18 protein-coding genes are annotated in these 16,515 nt (G+C 32.2%); 14 read left to right on the forward strand and 4 right to left on the reverse strand.

Annotated features, from left to right (window positions below; translation table 11 throughout):
* Positions 1-67: 67 nt before the first annotated feature.
* The 9 genes from AC3IPI_RS20275 (at position 68) to AC3IPI_RS20315 (ending at position 6,631) form a co-directional block, all read left to right on the forward strand.
* A complete protein-coding gene (locus AC3IPI_RS20275; RefSeq protein ID WP_489155310.1) occupies positions 68-709 on the forward strand; it encodes a hypothetical protein in 642 nt (213 codons plus the stop codon).
* Between the two features lie 24 nt (positions 710-733).
* The gene (locus AC3IPI_RS20280) at positions 734-1,144 is read left to right on the forward strand and encodes a DUF5958 family protein (protein WP_489155312.1); all 411 of its coding nucleotides are present in this window, start codon (positions 734-736) and stop codon (positions 1,142-1,144) included.
* Positions 1,145-1,166: 22 nt separating this feature from the next.
* Positions 1,167-1,880, forward strand: coding sequence for a hypothetical protein (locus AC3IPI_RS20285; RefSeq protein ID WP_086896357.1), 714 nt, complete (start codon positions 1,167-1,169; stop codon positions 1,878-1,880).
* Positions 1,881-1,936: 56 nt separating this feature from the next.
* A complete protein-coding gene (locus tag AC3IPI_RS20290) occupies positions 1,937-2,734 on the forward strand; it encodes a hypothetical protein (protein WP_489155314.1) in 798 nt (265 codons plus the stop codon).
* Between the two features lie 153 nt (positions 2,735-2,887).
* Positions 2,888-3,490 (forward strand): hypothetical protein, encoded by a 603-nt coding sequence (locus AC3IPI_RS20295; protein ID WP_489155316.1) that lies wholly within the window; start codon positions 2,888-2,890, stop codon positions 3,488-3,490.
* 255 nt (positions 3,491-3,745) lie between these two features.
* Positions 3,746-4,183 carry an acyl-CoA thioesterase gene (locus AC3IPI_RS20300; protein ID WP_039112961.1) on the forward strand — a complete coding sequence of 146 codons (438 nt, stop codon included), beginning with the start codon at positions 3,746-3,748 and terminating at the stop codon, positions 4,181-4,183.
* A 104-nt stretch (positions 4,184-4,287) separates the two neighbouring features.
* Positions 4,288-4,737 carry a nuclear transport factor 2 family protein gene (locus AC3IPI_RS20305; protein WP_489155318.1) on the forward strand — a complete coding sequence of 150 codons (450 nt, stop codon included), beginning with the start codon at positions 4,288-4,290 and terminating at the stop codon, positions 4,735-4,737.
* 191 nt (positions 4,738-4,928) lie between these two features.
* On the forward strand, positions 4,929-5,318 hold the full coding sequence (locus tag AC3IPI_RS20310; RefSeq protein ID WP_489155320.1) for a GxxExxY protein: 390 nt from the start codon (positions 4,929-4,931) through the stop codon (positions 5,316-5,318).
* 470 nt (positions 5,319-5,788) lie between these two features.
* The gene (locus AC3IPI_RS20315; protein WP_489155322.1) at positions 5,789-6,631 is read left to right on the forward strand and encodes a mechanosensitive ion channel family protein; all 843 of its coding nucleotides are present in this window, start codon (positions 5,789-5,791) and stop codon (positions 6,629-6,631) included.
* A 3-nt stretch (positions 6,632-6,634) separates the two neighbouring features.
* Here the strand turns inward: AC3IPI_RS20315 and AC3IPI_RS20320 are convergent, their stop codons facing one another.
* A complete protein-coding gene (locus AC3IPI_RS20320) occupies positions 6,635-7,327 on the reverse strand; it encodes a hypothetical protein (protein ID WP_489155324.1) in 693 nt (230 codons plus the stop codon).
* 321 nt (positions 7,328-7,648) lie between these two features.
* On the opposite strand from AC3IPI_RS20320, the gene AC3IPI_RS20325 reads away from it, so the two are divergent.
* Genes AC3IPI_RS20325 through AC3IPI_RS20340 form a run of 4 tightly spaced genes read left to right on the forward strand, consistent with a single transcriptional unit; the run spans position 7,649 to position 11,064 of the window.
* Positions 7,649-8,038 (forward strand): DUF1398 domain-containing protein, encoded by a 390-nt coding sequence (locus tag AC3IPI_RS20325; RefSeq protein ID WP_039118348.1) that lies wholly within the window; start codon positions 7,649-7,651, stop codon positions 8,036-8,038.
* Positions 8,039-8,070: 32 nt separating this feature from the next.
* Positions 8,071-8,931: a ThuA domain-containing protein gene (locus AC3IPI_RS20330; RefSeq protein WP_489155326.1), complete on the forward strand. Its 861-nt coding sequence runs from the start codon at positions 8,071-8,073 to the stop codon at positions 8,929-8,931.
* Positions 8,932-8,949: 18 nt separating this feature from the next.
* On the forward strand, positions 8,950-9,804 hold the full coding sequence (locus AC3IPI_RS20335; protein ID WP_489155328.1) for a sulfurtransferase: 855 nt from the start codon (positions 8,950-8,952) through the stop codon (positions 9,802-9,804).
* An 18-nt stretch (positions 9,805-9,822) separates the two neighbouring features.
* Positions 9,823-11,064 (forward strand): ABC transporter ATP-binding protein, encoded by a 1,242-nt coding sequence (locus AC3IPI_RS20340; protein ID WP_489155330.1) that lies wholly within the window; start codon positions 9,823-9,825, stop codon positions 11,062-11,064.
* A 248-nt stretch (positions 11,065-11,312) separates the two neighbouring features.
* Here AC3IPI_RS20340 and AC3IPI_RS20345 read toward each other — a convergent pair whose 3' ends face one another.
* Entirely contained in the window at positions 11,313-12,839 is a 1,527-nt protein-coding gene (locus AC3IPI_RS20345) for a SulP family inorganic anion transporter (protein ID WP_489155332.1), read from the reverse strand.
* Positions 12,840-13,116: 277 nt separating this feature from the next.
* Here AC3IPI_RS20345 and AC3IPI_RS20350 point away from each other — a divergent pair, with 277 nt between their 5' ends.
* On the forward strand, positions 13,117-14,322 hold the full coding sequence (locus AC3IPI_RS20350) for a cation:proton antiporter (protein WP_489155334.1): 1,206 nt from the start codon (positions 13,117-13,119) through the stop codon (positions 14,320-14,322).
* A 231-nt stretch (positions 14,323-14,553) separates the two neighbouring features.
* Here AC3IPI_RS20350 and AC3IPI_RS20355 read toward each other — a convergent pair whose 3' ends face one another.
* Together AC3IPI_RS20355 and AC3IPI_RS20360 are read right to left on the reverse strand one after the other, a co-directional pair.
* Positions 14,554-15,600 (reverse strand): RluA family pseudouridine synthase, encoded by a 1,047-nt coding sequence (locus tag AC3IPI_RS20355; protein ID WP_039112970.1) that lies wholly within the window; start codon positions 15,598-15,600, stop codon positions 14,554-14,556.
* Entirely contained in the window at positions 15,590-16,213 is a 624-nt protein-coding gene (locus AC3IPI_RS20360) for a PASTA domain-containing protein (RefSeq protein WP_039112971.1), read from the reverse strand. Before AC3IPI_RS20360 ends, AC3IPI_RS20355 begins: the two co-directional genes overlap by 11 nt.
* Between the last annotated feature and the right edge of the window lie 302 nt (positions 16,214-16,515).

The raw sequence follows: 16,515 nt of genomic DNA on the forward strand, positions 1-16,515 counted from the left end.
TATATTTTAATTAATTTAGATAAAGCATTTAAATTTGTAAACAACTACCTTAGCAATAAAATAATAAATGGTAAAACTTAACTATAAAAATTATCAAATCGAAGTCATAAACGACAGCAATTACACGATAAACTCGGCTGATAATTTAAAAGTTTACGATACAGTTTTCTTTCCTGGAAAAAATAATGAAGATCGGTTTTACCCAACAAGTAAATGCGGAATTATTATTAAAGAATCCGATAATGAAATTGCAAGTGCCATAATTTGCGAAAGCGGTGGAGCAACAGCAATAACCGAAAAATCATTTGTAATCGAAGAAGACAAAATCTGGATTTGCGTTTGCAACAAAGTATATTGTCTTGAAATTCCAACATTAGATTTAATATGGCGCAAAGAAATAGATTTTATAACCAATTTTTCAATTCATAAAGTCGAAGATGATTTTATTATCCACGGAGAACTCGACATCAAAAGAATAAGCAAGAGTGGAGAAATAATATGGAGTTTTGGAGGGAGAAATATCTGGGTAAATCAAGAAGGAAAAACAGAATTTAGTATAGAAAATAATCAAATTCATTTATTCGACTTCGAATCAAATGAATACATTTTAGACTTTAACGGAGAAACTATTTTAGACAATCCAAAACCAAGCTCTGAGAAAAAATGGTGGGACATTCTTAAAATAGCCCAAGAAATCAAGAAAAAATAAAACAATATTCTTAAAATAATAAAATTGCTTACAGTAAGAGACGTAATGATAAATAAGTTTGCTCAAGAAAAAATCAATCTTGAGCAAATTTTGGATTGGTTTGGCAATCTTGAAATTCAAACTCAAAAAAAAATTATTAGATGGACAGGTCAATGTTTAATACAATCTCATCCTACCGAAGAAACATTCAATAAAGCAATTCAATTAATACCTTTAAAACCAACAGCAACTGCTATTGTACTTTTAAAAACTTTTAAAAACCTAAAAGTTGCTTTGGATAAGATTGAATTACTTCCAGATTATGAAATAAAAAAAACTTTTATTACATTAATTTCGGTATTTAAAATCGTAGATACCGAAAGAAGAAATACATATTGCCAAAATAATTGTTATCATGACTGGCATAATTTAGACAACCTCTTAAACTTTTCTTAGAATTATAGAAATTGATAAAACAATGAAAAATACCGCATACCTCCTACTAGCATCAATATTACTTTTCTCTTGCAATCATGCCACAAAAGAAAAAACAATCGATAAGTTAGAGAATAACACCGACTCTATTCAAAAAGAAGAAATTAAATCTGATTCGATAGAAAAGCATCAAACTTTTAATGACTCCATTGATAGTTTAGATCAAGATTTAAAAGCTTTTGTGCCAAAAGAATATAGTGTTATAAGCATAGAATCAGGAAATCTTAATCTTGACCCATATACCGATGCTATCTTAGTCTTACGCAAAACCAGCGAAGCATCAACCTCTAACTATGCCGAAAACAAACCCGACAAAAGACCATTACTTATCTTGTTAGGTCAAAAAGACGGTACTTACAAACTAGCGTATCAAAATGATAATGCCGTGTATTGCATAGATTGCGGCGGACTTTTTGGAGATCCATTTACAGGAATAACAATAAAAAATGGTTATTTCTCTATAGAACATGGCGTTTCAGGAGGACATCATTGGGAAAATGTTACTACATTTAAATATAATAAAGTCAAAAACAATTGGTTTCTGTACAAAGACCATTATATAAACTACAAACTTAATGACGGTAATGATAAAAATGCCGAAGCCTTAGTTGTTGATTATGAGAAACTAAAAACAGTAAAAGACTTTGGAGAAATTTCGTTTGAAAAATTCAATATCTATAATGATAAAGGATATTAAAAATAGTATTAAATTCGAATTATTAAAAGCCAAGTTTTATATTTAATTATTACCCAATGAAACAAACCCTATTAGTATTTTTAAGTTCAATACTCTTATTATCTTGCTCCGATAAGCAAAAAAAACAAACAGAAGAAACAGAACAAGAAACCACAACCTCTACTACAGAAAACAGTACCACTAGCGGTAAAACTGCCGTTTTTAAATGGGATACCGAACTATGTGCCAATACAGGAACGTATGACTCAGAAAAATACACCGAAGAAGAATTAAAGAACACCTACGATTTATGGTTTTCTAATTCAGGCGGCAGTTTAAGTACCAATTCAAGCCCGAGTTCTCAAGCCGAAATCGATAAACTAAGCCTTTCTGATTTAACCGCAGAATACAATGAGAAAAAAGCTTTTTATAACAAAAAAATGATTTCATCACCGTATTGGGAAAAAATAAAAGCGGAGAAGTTACATGAATTAAAGGACACATACGAACTAACAAAAATAGCTATCGAGGCCTATTCCAATCCTTCAGTCTTACTTAACAACCGATTCTCTAAAAATTGTACAGAATATACAAAAGCATTAACTTCTAATGATTCCATTTTAATGCTGAAAACCTGGAATAATTTGGCTGAAAAGCAAAAAAAGAATAATGGTAGTCCAGAAGATTTTATGAAAAGACATCTGGAGAAATACAATTCTAAAGACAGAGTTTTAAATGCTAAAATAGAATTAATGACCTATGGCTGGTGGAATTGCGCTAATGCCGCAACATTCAAGATAAATGATGATGGTACTATGGCAAAAGAATTTGCCAAACTGTTTATAAAAGTAACTTCAGAGTGTGACGAACCATAAATAATTCAAGAACATTTTTACTATAAACCGTTGAGTATAACTCGCAAAAATGACATTTACAAATAGAAACATAGCTAAATATTTATGTTTCTATTTGTTTAAATTAATCTCAACCAACAGGTTATTACAATAAAATCATTCTACAAAAACACTATGAACAAAATAGTATTACTTCTTTTTATTTTCATTTCATCATCATTGATAGCTCAAAAAAGGAGTCAAAAAGATAACTATGTTGTTCAAATAAAAAAAGTAAAAGGAGATTTAAACAAAGACAATCTAGCCGATTTAGTTGTTGTAACTCAAGATACCATAAACCCAAAAGCTCCTTATAAACTAAGCATATTCTTTGCTCAACCCAACGGTACTTTTAAGTTAATAGTTTCAACAATAAAAGCCATTGACCCACAATATCCAGAAGGCAAAAACGGATATTACAATGGGAATTCTTTTTATGATATCACTATCGAAAAAGGAATCTTAACTATTAAAAACGAGCTAACAAGAGGCAATTTCGAACATAAATTTCGCTATCAGAATACTAATTTCGAGTTAATCGGTTTTTCAGAAGTATATTCAGATGGACAAGGAACAATGGGAATGGTCGATTTTAATTTATCAACCGGAATACGAGTAAGCACAAGCGAGCGTTACGATGATAGCAATGAAAAACCTACCAAAAGCCAAAAGAAAATCCTAATACGACCATTGCCAAAATTACAGGATTTCAAACCATTTACTACCGAATTTTACTAAAAACAGAATACTACATTAATAAAATTAATTCGTAGAAATTCGTACAATTTGTAACAAAAAACTGTTTAGTATTAGCAATAAACAGCTTTAAAAATAATATCACAAAATCATTTTCCATTAATTATACTTTAACTACCATAGCAATAGCTATTCAATTTTTATTCGTATTTTCGATTCTCAAAAAAAATTGTATTTCTTCAAATAATCGATTGATTATTAGCAATACATCGAAAATAACTATAAAATAGAATTAAAATGGTTTCATTTAGCAAAGAATTGTCTTTCCGTTGGTCTGATCTAGACCCTAATTTTCACTTACGCCATAGTGCTTATTATGATTTTGGAGCACAACACCGTATCGAAATTTTAGAACAATTAGGCTTGACTTTAAAAGTAATGCAACAACAAAGCTTTGGTCCTGTGCTTTTTAGAGAAGAATGTATTTTTAGAAAAGAAATAAAACTTTCGGATAAAATATTCATCCATACCAAAACATCAAAGATGAAACCTGATGGATCACGCTGGTCAATTATACATGAATTTATCAATGAAGAAGGGAAACTTTGTGCAACCATTACTGTCGATGGTGCATGGATGGACACCAAACTAAGAAAACTAGCTTCTCCTACTCCATCAATCGCAATAGAAGCATTGAGTATCTTCCCAAAAAGTGAAGACTTTGTAGGGCTTTAAACTCCCTAGTAATACCTCATCAATACGCATAGGTAAGTCCATATTTTGTGTGGAATTATTATAAGGTTCTTTGTAAAATAATAACAATTTAAAATAATATAATTATGAAAAAAGTAATCGTAGTTCTAATAACAATTGTATCATTAATATCATGTAACAACCAAAACCCACAAAATATGGATTCTAAAAACACCGAATTAGTCAAACAGTATTTTACCCATTTCAACAATCACGATTGGAAAAAAATGTCCGAAATGTATATTCCAACCGCCGAGTTTAAAGACCCGTCTTTAGGACCTGGAATTGTAAAACAAACTCGTGCCGAGATAGAAAAAAAATACAGCGAGTTAAACCAGATTTTTCCAGACTTAAAAGATAAAGTAATACAAGTATATCCATCAGGAGAAAAACACGTAATTGTAGAATTTGTTTCTAGCGGAACAGCTGAAGATGATTCGACTTTCGAATTACCAATTTGTACCATCTTTACCATCGAAAACGGATTAATAACCAAGGATTTCACGTACTACGACAACTTCGAAGATCAAGAATAAAGATTGCCTAAAAAAAGTAACGCGGATGATGCGGATTTGCTGAAGCAAAAACGCGGATAAAAACAGATTTTATATGAATATGATTGTTATATAAAACTAACATAATCTCTTTTTAAAAATTTCATTTTCAAATCTTACAATTAATAAATTTGTACTATATTTCATTCAAATAATAACAAATTTATTAAAACATGAAATTACTGCATCAACAGTTAACAGATTCCATAATTAAAACTTTTTATGAAGTTTATAATGAATTGGGACATGGCTTTTTGGAGAAAGTTTATCAAAATTCTTTGTATTTAGAATTAAAAAACAAAGGATTTAAAGTTGAAGCTCAGAAGAAAATTAGTGTTTATTACAAAGGAATAGAAGTTGGAGAATATTATGCTGACTTAATTGTAGAAGATTTAATTATATTAGAACTAAAAGCTGCTGATTATTTAGTAAAAGGTTTTGAAAATCAAGTTCTAAATTATTTAAGAGGCACAAACTGCGAGGTAGGATTACTTTTAAATTTTGGAAAAAAACCTGAATTTAAAAGAAAAATTTTCGAAAATACCAGAAAAGCAAAACAATAAAATCTGTCCCGACACTTCAAGATCGCATCTATGCTTTATAAAATCTATATAATCAGCCTCCAATACAATAAAAACTTAAACAAAATAAATCCGTTCTTTTCCGTGTCTTCGCTTTAGCGAATCCGCATAATCCGCGTCCAAACTCGCTATAAAAATAAATCCGTTTTTATCCGCGTCTTCGCTTTAGCGAATCCGTATAATCCGCGTCCAAACACGCTATCAAACATAAAAAAGAAGGTGTTTTTCGAAATAATTATATCGATGCCGGCGGAAAAAGCAAAGACGATGTTTATTATAGCATTATTAAAGAAGATTGGAGCGAATTAAAAGCTTCCAATTTCTCTGAATTTAATTAAATTTGTGTTTCCATTAGAAACATACAACAAAAACTTTAGCCATTCAGATATCAAGAAAATTAAGCTTTTACTACTTAATGACACTTAATTCCTTAATGGTAAAAAAATCAACCAATGATAAACCTTTTAAAAGACTTTAGATTAATTGTTGCTATAGTAATAATACTGATTATAACAATCCTATTGGCTACTATTATCGATAAGCTTTTTATTCGTTTTATTCGCCGCCGATTAGGCGTTAACGATTTTGATAGTACAGGATATAAATTCTTGAAACATTTAGTAATCACCATAGTTTATATACTAGGGATTGCATTTGCATTAATACAAATTCCAGAATTTAAACTCATAGGACATTCATTACTTGCTGGTGCAGGAGTACTTTCGGTTATTGCAGGACTTGCTTCGCAACAAGCTTTAAGCAATATTATGAGTGGGATATTCCTGGTGATTTTTAAACCTTTCAAGATAAACGATAAAATAACAATCAATAATTTTAGCGGCGTAGTCGAAGATATTAATTTAAGACAAGTGGTTTTAAAAGACATGGAAAATAACCGTATTATTATTCCAAATTCCGTTATAAGTAATCAGATTATCCTAAACACAAATATGAATGATTCTAAATGCTGCAAAATAATCGAAATAGGAATAGGTTACGACTCAGATATTGATAAAGCCTTAGCAATAATGAAAGATGAAGTTGCTAAGCATCCTCTTTTTATAGATACACGAACTGCTGCAAACAAAAAGAATAATACTCCACTAGTTGTAGCAAGAGTTGTGGCGCTTAACGATTCGAGCGTAAACTTAAAAGTTTGGGCTTGGGCCAAAGATGCGACCGATGGTTTTGTTATGTATTGTGATTTATTACACAGTATAAAAAATCGTTTTGATGCCGATAAAATAGAAATTCCATTCCCACAACAAGTCGTTACACTAAAAAAAGAACTCTAGCTATTACTGAAACTTCAATCCGAAATTTACTTTATCAAATGTAGTACTGCATGAAAGAGCAAATCTCCCAATATTTAAGGTTCCAAAAATACCCTCAACTCCATGACCCGAGTAAAATCCACCTAAAGAAAAACGGTCAATCTGATATTTTAATGCAATATCATTAACCCGACTGCTCAATTGACCGAAGACTATTATTCTAGGAACAATTTCGTAGCTCGCAAATACTTTTGGGGCCATTTTTTGATAATAATCAAAACTTTCATCTGTTTCATAGTCAACACTTGTAGAATGCAAATTTTCTAAACTTCCACCAATAAAAGTATTATTTTTTGGATGCCACGAAATATTAAGCCCAGTAAATGTTCCATCATAACCACTGCGCGATTCTACGTAACCAACACCAATTGTTGCTCTGAAATTCTCAAATATTTTACCAACATAGCCTATGTAAGTTCTGTCAATTTCTGATTTATCAATTCCAGCTCCAAGAATGATATCATCCGAACGTATTCCAAAAGCATATTGAAAATAGGTTGAATATTCGTTGTTATTCCCCGCAACAACGCTTCGTCCTTTATCAAGATCGATATTTGGCGATATTAAAGTCGAGTTTATAACTGCAAAATCAAATGTATTGACTTCTTGAGCAAATGTGGGGATAACAAATAAGAGTAAAAGTATAGTTATTTTCATAATTCCAGTTTTAGCTTACAACATTACATATCTAATTTACATATATTTTTCTTGTTAATAAAAGAAGTCCTATGAAGTGCATCATTATTCGTCAAAATGCAATATTTTTACAATTATATCTTACAAAATATTAACAATCAAACACATACTTACATATTCTCAAAACGAGGATATCCTTAAAGTAACATCTTAACCATAAATTATAAAACAATTATCTCTGCACATCTGCTATGCAATTTTTTGTTTTCATAAAAAGAAAACGTATTGCCATTAATCGTATTTTTGAAACAATAAATAATTCTAACATCAATACAAATTAATATGTTTACAATAGAGCAAATTAAAGAAGCACACTCAAAAGTGAAAACTGGAGCTGATTTTCCTAATTATATTCAAGATTTAATAATCTTAGGAGTAAAAGGATATGACACCAATGTAAATGATGGTACTGTAGAATATTATGGTGTAAACAATTATAGAGTTGCCACTGATGATAAATACGATGAAATTAAAGTAACATCAAATGTTAATAAAGAACGTTTTCTAGAATTCTTATTACAACACCAAGACGGACAAACAGATTATATAACATTTTGCAAACAAGCAGGAGAATGCGGTATTGCTAAATGGAGAGTAGATATTATCGAAATGACTTGTACGTACTACGATAGATCTGGAAATGAAATATTAATAGAAAAGATTCCTGATTAATTAAATAAAATCATCAATTCAAAATTTATTCAATGCAATTTTCTGGTCAAAAAATCTATTCGATTGCCCAAAAAAGTATGTTGTTATTACTTTTTATAACTGCTTTTTCAGGATTTTCTCAAAATAGTAAAAGCAATTCAAAATTTAAGGTAATTGCATTTTATACTGCCAAAAATGACCAAGCACATATCAGTTTTGTGCATGAAGCCAATAAATGGTTTCCTAAGATGGCAGAGAAATATAATTTTGAATATGATTCAACCAATAATTGGGATAATCTAAATGCTAAGTTCTTAGCAAAATATCAGGTCGTTATATTCTTAGATACACGACCCGAAGAAACCAAGCAACGAGAAGCGTTTAAAAAGTATATGGAAAATGGTGGCGCCTGGATTGGTTTTCACTTCGCTGCATTTGCCTTAAACGATTCTCAATACCCACAAAACTGGGATTGGTACCACAATCAATTTTTAGGATCTGGCGAATACGGAAGCAATACATGGAAACCTACATCGGCAATACTACGACTTGAAAGCAAATTTATTATAACCAAAGATATTCCTCAAACATTTAAATCATCGCCAAACGAATGGTACAGATGGCAAAATGACCTTAGGGATAATCCTGATATCAATATACTCTTAGCAATAGATGATACTAGTTTTCCTTTAGGTACTGGACCAAAACCAAGCGAGATATGGCATAGTGGTTATTATCCTGTCGTTTGGACAAATAAGAAGTATAAAATGGTCTATTTTAATATGGGACATAATGATATCGATTATGAGAATAACACCAATAAAACACTTTCGTACACATTCGAAAACGAACCACAAAGTCAGCTGGTTATAAACACGTTATTGTGGCTAAAAAGCAATACAGGAAAACTTTAATTTTTAATTCATAAAAAAATGTCAGAACAAGTATCACCCATCATAAATACAGAAGATTTAATAGCTTTACAAAAATCAGATATTGTAATTGTTGATGCCAGAGCAGGAATCAATGCCAAAGAAAACTATACAGCATCTCATTTACAAAATGCTCGCTATGTTGATTTAAATCTCGATTTGGCAACTGTTCCTACAGATGCTGCAAATGGTGGCAGACATCCATTACCTTCATTGTCAAAATTTTCCGAAGTGTTATCAAAACTCGGAATATCACCATCAAGTCATGTAATTATATATGATGATAAAAATAGTTCGAATGCTGCAGCACGTTTCTGGTGGATGCTTAGAGCAATTGGACACAAAAAAGTACAGGTTATAAATGGTGGTTTACAAGCAGCTATACAAGCAGGTTTTCCTGTAAGTTCTGGAATTGAAACTTTTGCGGAAGCTGCATTATATCCAATCTCTAACTGGGAATTATCTCAGGCAGATATTACCGAAATTGACAAAGCAAGCAAAAACCAAGATACCATAATCATTGATGTTCGGGATAAAGACCGTTTTGACGGCTTAACAGAACCTATCGATTTAATTGCAGGACATATTCCCGGAGCGACAAATGTTCCTTTTACCAGCAATCTAAATGAAGATGGTACCTATTTATCTCCAGAAGTTTTAAAAGCTAAATATCAAGGTATAATAGGCAATACAAAACCCGAAAACGTAATTGTACATTGCGGTTCGGGCGTAACAGCATGTCATACGCTACTTGCAATGGATTATGCCGGATTACCAATTCCTAAACTTTATGTTGGTTCCTGGAGTGAATGGTCAAGAAATAATCGCCCAATGATTACTGCCGAAACAAAATAGAATTCTTAAATTGCGCAAATGAACACTATAGAACATTGGGACATCCTTTTATCCAATACAGTTAATAAAAAAGCTTTTATCGAAACGGTACTTGACGGAAATGCCGAAGGAGAATTAGCGGCTTTTAATTCCCTAAACGGAATTCTATTTTCGGACATTGCAATTGATAAATTTATAGAAAAAGAATACCAATATGATCTGATTGAAGCCGCTGCAGAATCAAACAGAAAACTACGAACATTCTCCTCTGGCGAACGTAAAAAAGAGTTCTTAAACTATTGCGTAAAGCAAAATCCAGATTATATTATTTTTGATAATCCGCTAGATCATTTGGATCATGCCTCACGTATTACATTGGCAAATTCTCTGGAACAATTGGCGAAATCAGTTCGGATAATTCAATTGGTAAATCGTGCTGCCGATTTGTTTCCTTTTATTCAGAATAAAGCCCAAATTACAGATAATTCTTTTGTTTTAAACGAAATAAAAACTACCGAAAATAGTTCAAATTCAGTAAAAGTCTCCATTCCTAAACCTGCAGAACCTACAGATTACGATGAAGAAGTATTGATACACATGAATGCCGTTTCTGTAAGTTACGACGAAAGAAAAATCGTTGACGCTATTACGTGGACAATTAAAAAGAATGAATTTTGGCAACTTATCGGACCTAACGGTTCTGGAAAAAGTACAATCCTATCCTTAATTTCTGGTGACAATCCAAAAGGCTACGGACAAGATTTATTCCTTTTTGGAAAGAAGAAAGGCAGCGGAGAAAGTGTTTGGGATATCAAAAAGAGAATTGGGTATTTTTCGACTTCCATGACCGATTTATTTCAGAAAAAGCACAGCTTAGAACACATGATTTTATCTGGTTTTTTTGATTCAATTGGATTATATACGGAACCAACATCCTTACAAAGACAAATCGTATCGCAATGGCTTGATGTAATTAAAATGAGCCATTTAAAGAATAAAACATTTACACAACTTTCTATTGGGCAGCAAAGAGTTGCATTAATAGTTAGAGCCGTATTAAAACATCCGCCTTTAGTAATTTTAGACGAACCTGTAGAAGGTCTGGATGATGAAAATGTAGCTTTAGTTATTGAACTAGTTAATCTTTTGGTCAAAGAAACTAGTATGACAATCTTATACGTTTCTCATCGCATAGAACCAGGTCTTACACCTACATCTATATTCGAATTAATTCCATCAGAAACTGGGTCAATTGGAAATATCAAATCACAATCCCTATAACCCATTGTGTGCAATTCAGAAAAAAAATTATTTAACACATAGAAACATAGATTTTATGTATAAAAAAGAGAATAAAAAGAAATACATTTCTTTCACATAGCTAGAGCTATGTGCATTTAAAACAAGTGAAACGCCTTTTTTTTGCGTACAAGACCTATGTTTCTATGTGTTAAAATTAATTGCACCCAACAACGGGTTCCCTATAATTAAAAAGAGCCTGAAAATAATTTCAGGCTCTTTTTATATTCTTAATCAGCAGTAACTTTATAAGTAGGATCTTCGAGAATATCTACAATAATATTAGCATTTTTAAGTAATAATCGGCAATCGTCACTTAAATGATATAACCGAACCGTTTTATTGATTTTTGCATACCGTTCTGTAATTTTATTTACAGCATCAATAGCACTCATATCTACAATTTTACTTTCTTTAAAATCGATTATTATTTCTTTCGGATCATCCTGAACATCAAATTTCTCCATAAACCCCATTGTAGAACCAAAAAAGAGCGGTCCAAATATCTCGTAATGCTTTACTCCATTATCATCAATATATTTTCTGGCACGAATACGTTTGGCACTTTCCCAAGCAAAAACCAAAGCCGAAATAATAACACCTATTAAAACTGCCAAAGCCAGATTATGCATAAAAACAGTAATCACCGCAACGATAATTCCAACAAAAATATCGTGTTTAGGCATTTTATTAATAATCCTGAAACTAGCCCATTCAAACGTTCCTATTGCAACCATAAACATAACGCCAACCAAAGCTGCCATTGGTAATTTCTCGATTACTGGTGCTCCAAACAAGATAATAACAAGAATAGTTAGTGATGCAATAATACCCGATAAACGAGCTCTGGAACCAGCCGAGATATTTACCAGCGTTTGGGCAATCATTGGGCAACCACCCATCCCGAAGAAAAACCCATTTACAATATTGGCACTTCCCTGAGCAATACATTCCCGATTTCCGTTTCCTTTAGTTCCTGTAAGTTCATCGACCAAGTTTAATGTTAGCAAACCTTCCGTTAACCCTACAGAAGCCATAATTAAAGAATATGGGAAAATTAATTGTAACGTTTCCAAATTCCAATTAATATTAGGCAAATGAAAAGGAGGAAAACCACCACTTATTGAGGCGATATCGGCAACAGTTTTTGTCTGAATACCTAAACCAAGAACCAAACCAAAAACAACAATAATCGCTACTAACGATGCCGGAATTGCTTTGGTAATTTTAGGAAACAAAATTACTATTGCTATTGTTAAAGCAACCAAGCCTAACATAATAAACATAGGATTTCCCGATAACCAAACTAACTCGCCATTAACAAGCGTTTTAAATTGCTTTAATTGCGACATAAAAATCACAACTGCCAAACCATTTACAAAACCAAACATTACAGGTTGAGGAACTAATCGAATGAATTTACCCCATTTAAACAAACCTACCAGAATTTGCAACACACCAGCCAAAGCCACAGCAGCAAAAACATATTCTAAACCGTGCGATTTCATTAAAGCAATCAATACAATTACCGTTGCTCCTGCTCCACCCGAAACCATACCTGGGCGACCACCAAAAACAGCCGTAATTAATCCCATGATAAATGCAGCATATAAACCAACTAAAGGCGGAAAACCAGCAAGAATGGCAAACGAAAGCGATTCGGGAATCATAGTCATAGCCACCGTAAAACCTGCAAGAATTTCGGTTTTATAATCTACTTTTTGTGTAAAATCAAATAAGTTAAAATATTGCTTCATTATTTAAATATAAATCTGAAAAGATGAGAACAAATAAAAAACAGTTTTTTCCTACTATTAATATTTCAACAATAGCAAAATAACTTTTTTATAAGCGCAACAAAAGTAACTATTTTACAGCGTATATCGTTACAAATCCAACTTTACAAATGAGATAAAAGCCATTATTTCTTTAACAAAATCTATGATTTATTAGCGATATTTGGTAAATTACATCAATATTTCCTTCCGTTCCGTATAATAACAATAGCTAAGAGTAATTAAAAAAGAATCAAAAATGACAATAATAATTACATTTTGTGTCTTATTGCTTATCGCCTACTTATTCGATTTAACCTCATCGAAAACAAGAATTCCATCCGTAATATTATTACTCCTTTTGGGCTGGACAGTAAGGCAAATAACCAAATTCCTTGATATCGAGCTTCCTAAATTCACCCATCTACTCCCTATTTTAGGAACCATAGGACTTATATTAATTGTACTCGAGGGAGCACTAGAACTGGAACTTGACAAAACCAAATTGCCATTAATAAAAAAATCAGCAATAGGTGCATTTCTTTCCTTTATAGCATTTGCTTTTGTACTGGCATATTTATTCCATTATTATGGAGGATACCCACTTCAAGCCTGCTTAATAAATGCAATACCATTTTGTGTAATTAGTAGTGCCATTGCAATTCCAAGTGTTCAAAATCTAAACCTGAGCCAACGAGAATTTGTAACTTACGAGAGTAGCTTATCGGATATCTTTGGCGTAGTATTTTTCAATTTCATATATTATAATACCACTTTTGGATTCTCAACTTTTAGCTACTTTTTTCTGCAGATTTTAATTATGATAGTAATCTCCTTTTTAGCAACCATGCTATTATCATTACTCCTTAATAGAATTGAACATCATATTAAGTTTGTACCTATTATTTTATTAATGATTTTAATTTATGAAATTTCAAAAAAACACCATTTACCATCACTACTTTTCATCTTGATATTTGGTCTCTCAATTAATAATTTTAATCAGTTAAAAAACTATAAATGGAGTGAACGCCTTCGCTCAGAGTCACTAGCTAAAGAGGTACAGAAATTTAAAGAACTCACCGCCGAAGGTGCTTTTATAGTAAGAGCATTATTTTTTCTATTATTTGGCTATTCACTCAGAAGAGCCGAAATACTTAACCCAGACACTATCTTTTGGGCAATTGGAATTGTAATACTTATTTTTATAATTAGAACGATTCAATTACACTTATCTAAAGTTCCCTTATTACCCTTACTTTTCGTAGCACCACGCGGACTAATAACCATATTATTATTCATTGGTATAACTGTCGAAAATCAAATCGGCTTAGTAAACGAATCCCTTATTATTCAAGTAATCTTAATCTGTGCCTTCTTGATGATGTTTGGTGTAATGATTACTTCCAAAAAAGAAGAACCTCAAGCTGCAAAAGAAGAAAAGCTAGATTCTGGCTTACAATAAAGTTTTTTTACCATTAAGAGATTAAGAAAGATTAAGAAAAAGGCTTGAGAGGAAATCCGTTTAATCCGTGTTTTCGCCTTAGCGAATCCGTATCATCCGCGTTCTTTTATAGACAATCTAACAGCAAAAAAAGTAAAACCTTAATTAATCTTAATCTCTTAATGGTAAAAAAAATCAAAATTTTATTCCAGATAAAGCATAAAAAAAGCCCCAAATTGGGGCTTTATATTTTTAACTTTCTTCTTCGTCAGTATTATGCGATTTCGAATAATTGCGCCATTTATCGATACAATCAAGAAAATCCTGCGGAAGTTCAGTATCAAAACGCATCATTTCACCCGTTGTAGGATGAACAAAACCTAATGTTTTAGCGTGCAAAGCTTGTCTTGGCAAAGCTTTAAAACAATTATCTATAAACTGTTTGTATTTTGTAAACGTAGTTCCCTTTAAAATCAAGTGACCACCATAACGTTCATCATTAAAAAGCGGATGACCAATATGTTTCATGTGAGCACGAATCTGGTGTGTTCTACCTGTTTCAAGCTGGCAAGAAATCAAAGTAACATAACCAAACCGTTCCAAAACTTTATAATGCGTTACAGCAGGTTTTCCTATTTCTGGATCAGCAAAAACAGCCATTTGCATTCTGTCTTTTAAGTGTCTTGCTAAATTTCCTTCAATAGTTCCTTGCTCCTCAACAACATTTCCCCAAACAAGAGCAATATATTCTCTTTCAGAAGTTTTTGCTTCAAATTGTTTGGCAAGATGTGTCATAGCAGCTTCTGTTTTGGCAATAACCAAAAGTCCTGAAGTATCCTTATCGATTCTATGAACCAATCCCGGACGCTCGCTACTATTCATTGGCAAATTATCAAAATGATGTGCCAAAGCATGAACAAGTGTTCCTGTATAATTACCATGACCCGGATGCACAACCATTCCTGGCTCCTTATTGATCAACAATAAAGCGTCATCTTCGTAAACAATGTTCAACGGAATATCTTCTGGAATAATATGATTTTCATACGGAGGATGGGATAACATCACCGTAACAACATCAAACGCTTTTACTTTGTAATTTGACTTTACAATAACGTCGTTTACAAAGATATTACCCTCTGTTGCAGCATTCTGAATCTTATTTCTTGTAGCATTCTGTATTAAGCCCATTAAGTATTTGTCGATTCTTAAAGGTGCTTGACCCTTAGGAACTTCAAATCTAAAATGCTCATATAACTCTTCTTCTAAATCTAAACTATCGGTATTATTATTGTTCATTTGCTGTTTTTTCGTCTCCTGGCACTGCTAGAGAATCTGCTGGTTGACTTTCGTCTAAATAACTTGCTTTTCCATCGCCCAAAACCAAATCAATTTTTGATGATTTCAGTACGCGATCTCCCACTTTTAAGTTTCTTCCTTTTAAGCGCATCTCCAAAACCATGTCTTTTCCAAGATTCGGAATATACGTAATTGTCCCTTCCTCAAGCCCTAAAGCCTTTAATGTTGGTATAGCCTCACGATACGTTTTCTCAATCAAATCCGGAATACGAACTGATGAAAAACCAGATGCATTTATCTTAATATAAATCTTTCTACCCACTTTTACCTTCGTCCCTGGCAAAGGATCTTGCTCAACAACGCTAAATTTCGGGAATCCACTTCTATAATCCACACTATCCAAGAGTACGTAATCCAGATCCAGTCCGTCCAGTTTTGCCTCCACTTGCTCTTCGGTCAATTTCCTTAAATCTGGTACTTCGATTTCATGTCCGTGATCAGTTGTAAATGTTAACCAATGCATAAACAAATAACCTAAAACTGCAATAATTGCAACAGCAATTAGTATTTGCGTAAAAAATACTCGGCTAGTTAGATACTTACGTAAACTCATAAATTTATTTTTATTTGTGGCAAAGATAAAGATTTCGTTCCAAAAAAAATGATAATTTTGTTTAATACAAGAAAGCAGCTTTATAGTAGCCCTGAGCAGAGAGTAAGAGCGTTATTAGATCAGTAAATCATACATTTCCTCACCCAGAGCCAAGCCAAAGATTTAGGAGCTATTTCCCGCTATACGCTATATCTTTTTCCATGCAAAAAAAGCATGAAAAAAGGATACCGCTACTATCGGGGCTAGAAACACAAAACGTTTTCATAATAACATAATTAAAAAAATAAGTTCTCTGGGAAAAA

The sequence above is a fragment of the Flavobacterium sp. GL_143 genome, from assembly GCF_057834355.1.

Excerpts from the sequence above, each read along its gene's own strand:
- AC3IPI_RS20275 (WP_489155310.1), top strand. The coding sequence starts at position 68 with ATGGTAAAACTTAACTATAAAAATTATCAAATCGAAGTCATAAACGAC.
- AC3IPI_RS20285 (WP_086896357.1), top strand. The coding sequence starts at position 1,167 with ATGAAAAATACCGCATACCTCCTACTAGCATCAATATTACTTTTCTCT.
- AC3IPI_RS20290 (WP_489155314.1), top strand. The coding sequence starts at position 1,937 with ATGAAACAAACCCTATTAGTATTTTTAAGTTCAATACTCTTATTATCT.
- AC3IPI_RS20295 (WP_489155316.1), top strand. The coding sequence starts at position 2,888 with ATGAACAAAATAGTATTACTTCTTTTTATTTTCATTTCATCATCATTG.
- AC3IPI_RS20300 (WP_039112961.1), top strand. The coding sequence starts at position 3,746 with ATGGTTTCATTTAGCAAAGAATTGTCTTTCCGTTGGTCTGATCTAGAC.
- AC3IPI_RS20305 (WP_489155318.1), top strand. The coding sequence starts at position 4,288 with ATGAAAAAAGTAATCGTAGTTCTAATAACAATTGTATCATTAATATCA.
- AC3IPI_RS20310 (WP_489155320.1), top strand. The coding sequence starts at position 4,929 with ATGAAATTACTGCATCAACAGTTAACAGATTCCATAATTAAAACTTTT.
- AC3IPI_RS20315 (WP_489155322.1), top strand. The coding sequence starts at position 5,789 with ATGATAAACCTTTTAAAAGACTTTAGATTAATTGTTGCTATAGTAATA.
- AC3IPI_RS20320 (WP_489155324.1), bottom strand. The coding sequence starts at position 7,327 with ATGAAAATAACTATACTTTTACTCTTATTTGTTATCCCCACATTTGCT.
- AC3IPI_RS20325 (WP_039118348.1), top strand. The coding sequence starts at position 7,649 with ATGTTTACAATAGAGCAAATTAAAGAAGCACACTCAAAAGTGAAAACT.
- AC3IPI_RS20330 (WP_489155326.1), top strand. The coding sequence starts at position 8,071 with ATGCAATTTTCTGGTCAAAAAATCTATTCGATTGCCCAAAAAAGTATG.
- AC3IPI_RS20335 (WP_489155328.1), top strand. The coding sequence starts at position 8,950 with ATGTCAGAACAAGTATCACCCATCATAAATACAGAAGATTTAATAGCT.
- AC3IPI_RS20340 (WP_489155330.1), top strand. The coding sequence starts at position 9,823 with ATGAACACTATAGAACATTGGGACATCCTTTTATCCAATACAGTTAAT.
- AC3IPI_RS20345 (WP_489155332.1), bottom strand. The coding sequence starts at position 12,839 with ATGAAGCAATATTTTAACTTATTTGATTTTACACAAAAAGTAGATTAT.
- AC3IPI_RS20350 (WP_489155334.1), top strand. The coding sequence starts at position 13,117 with ATGACAATAATAATTACATTTTGTGTCTTATTGCTTATCGCCTACTTA.
- AC3IPI_RS20355 (WP_039112970.1), bottom strand. The coding sequence starts at position 15,600 with ATGAACAATAATAATACCGATAGTTTAGATTTAGAAGAAGAGTTATAT.
- AC3IPI_RS20360 (WP_039112971.1), bottom strand. The coding sequence starts at position 16,213 with ATGAGTTTACGTAAGTATCTAACTAGCCGAGTATTTTTTACGCAAATA.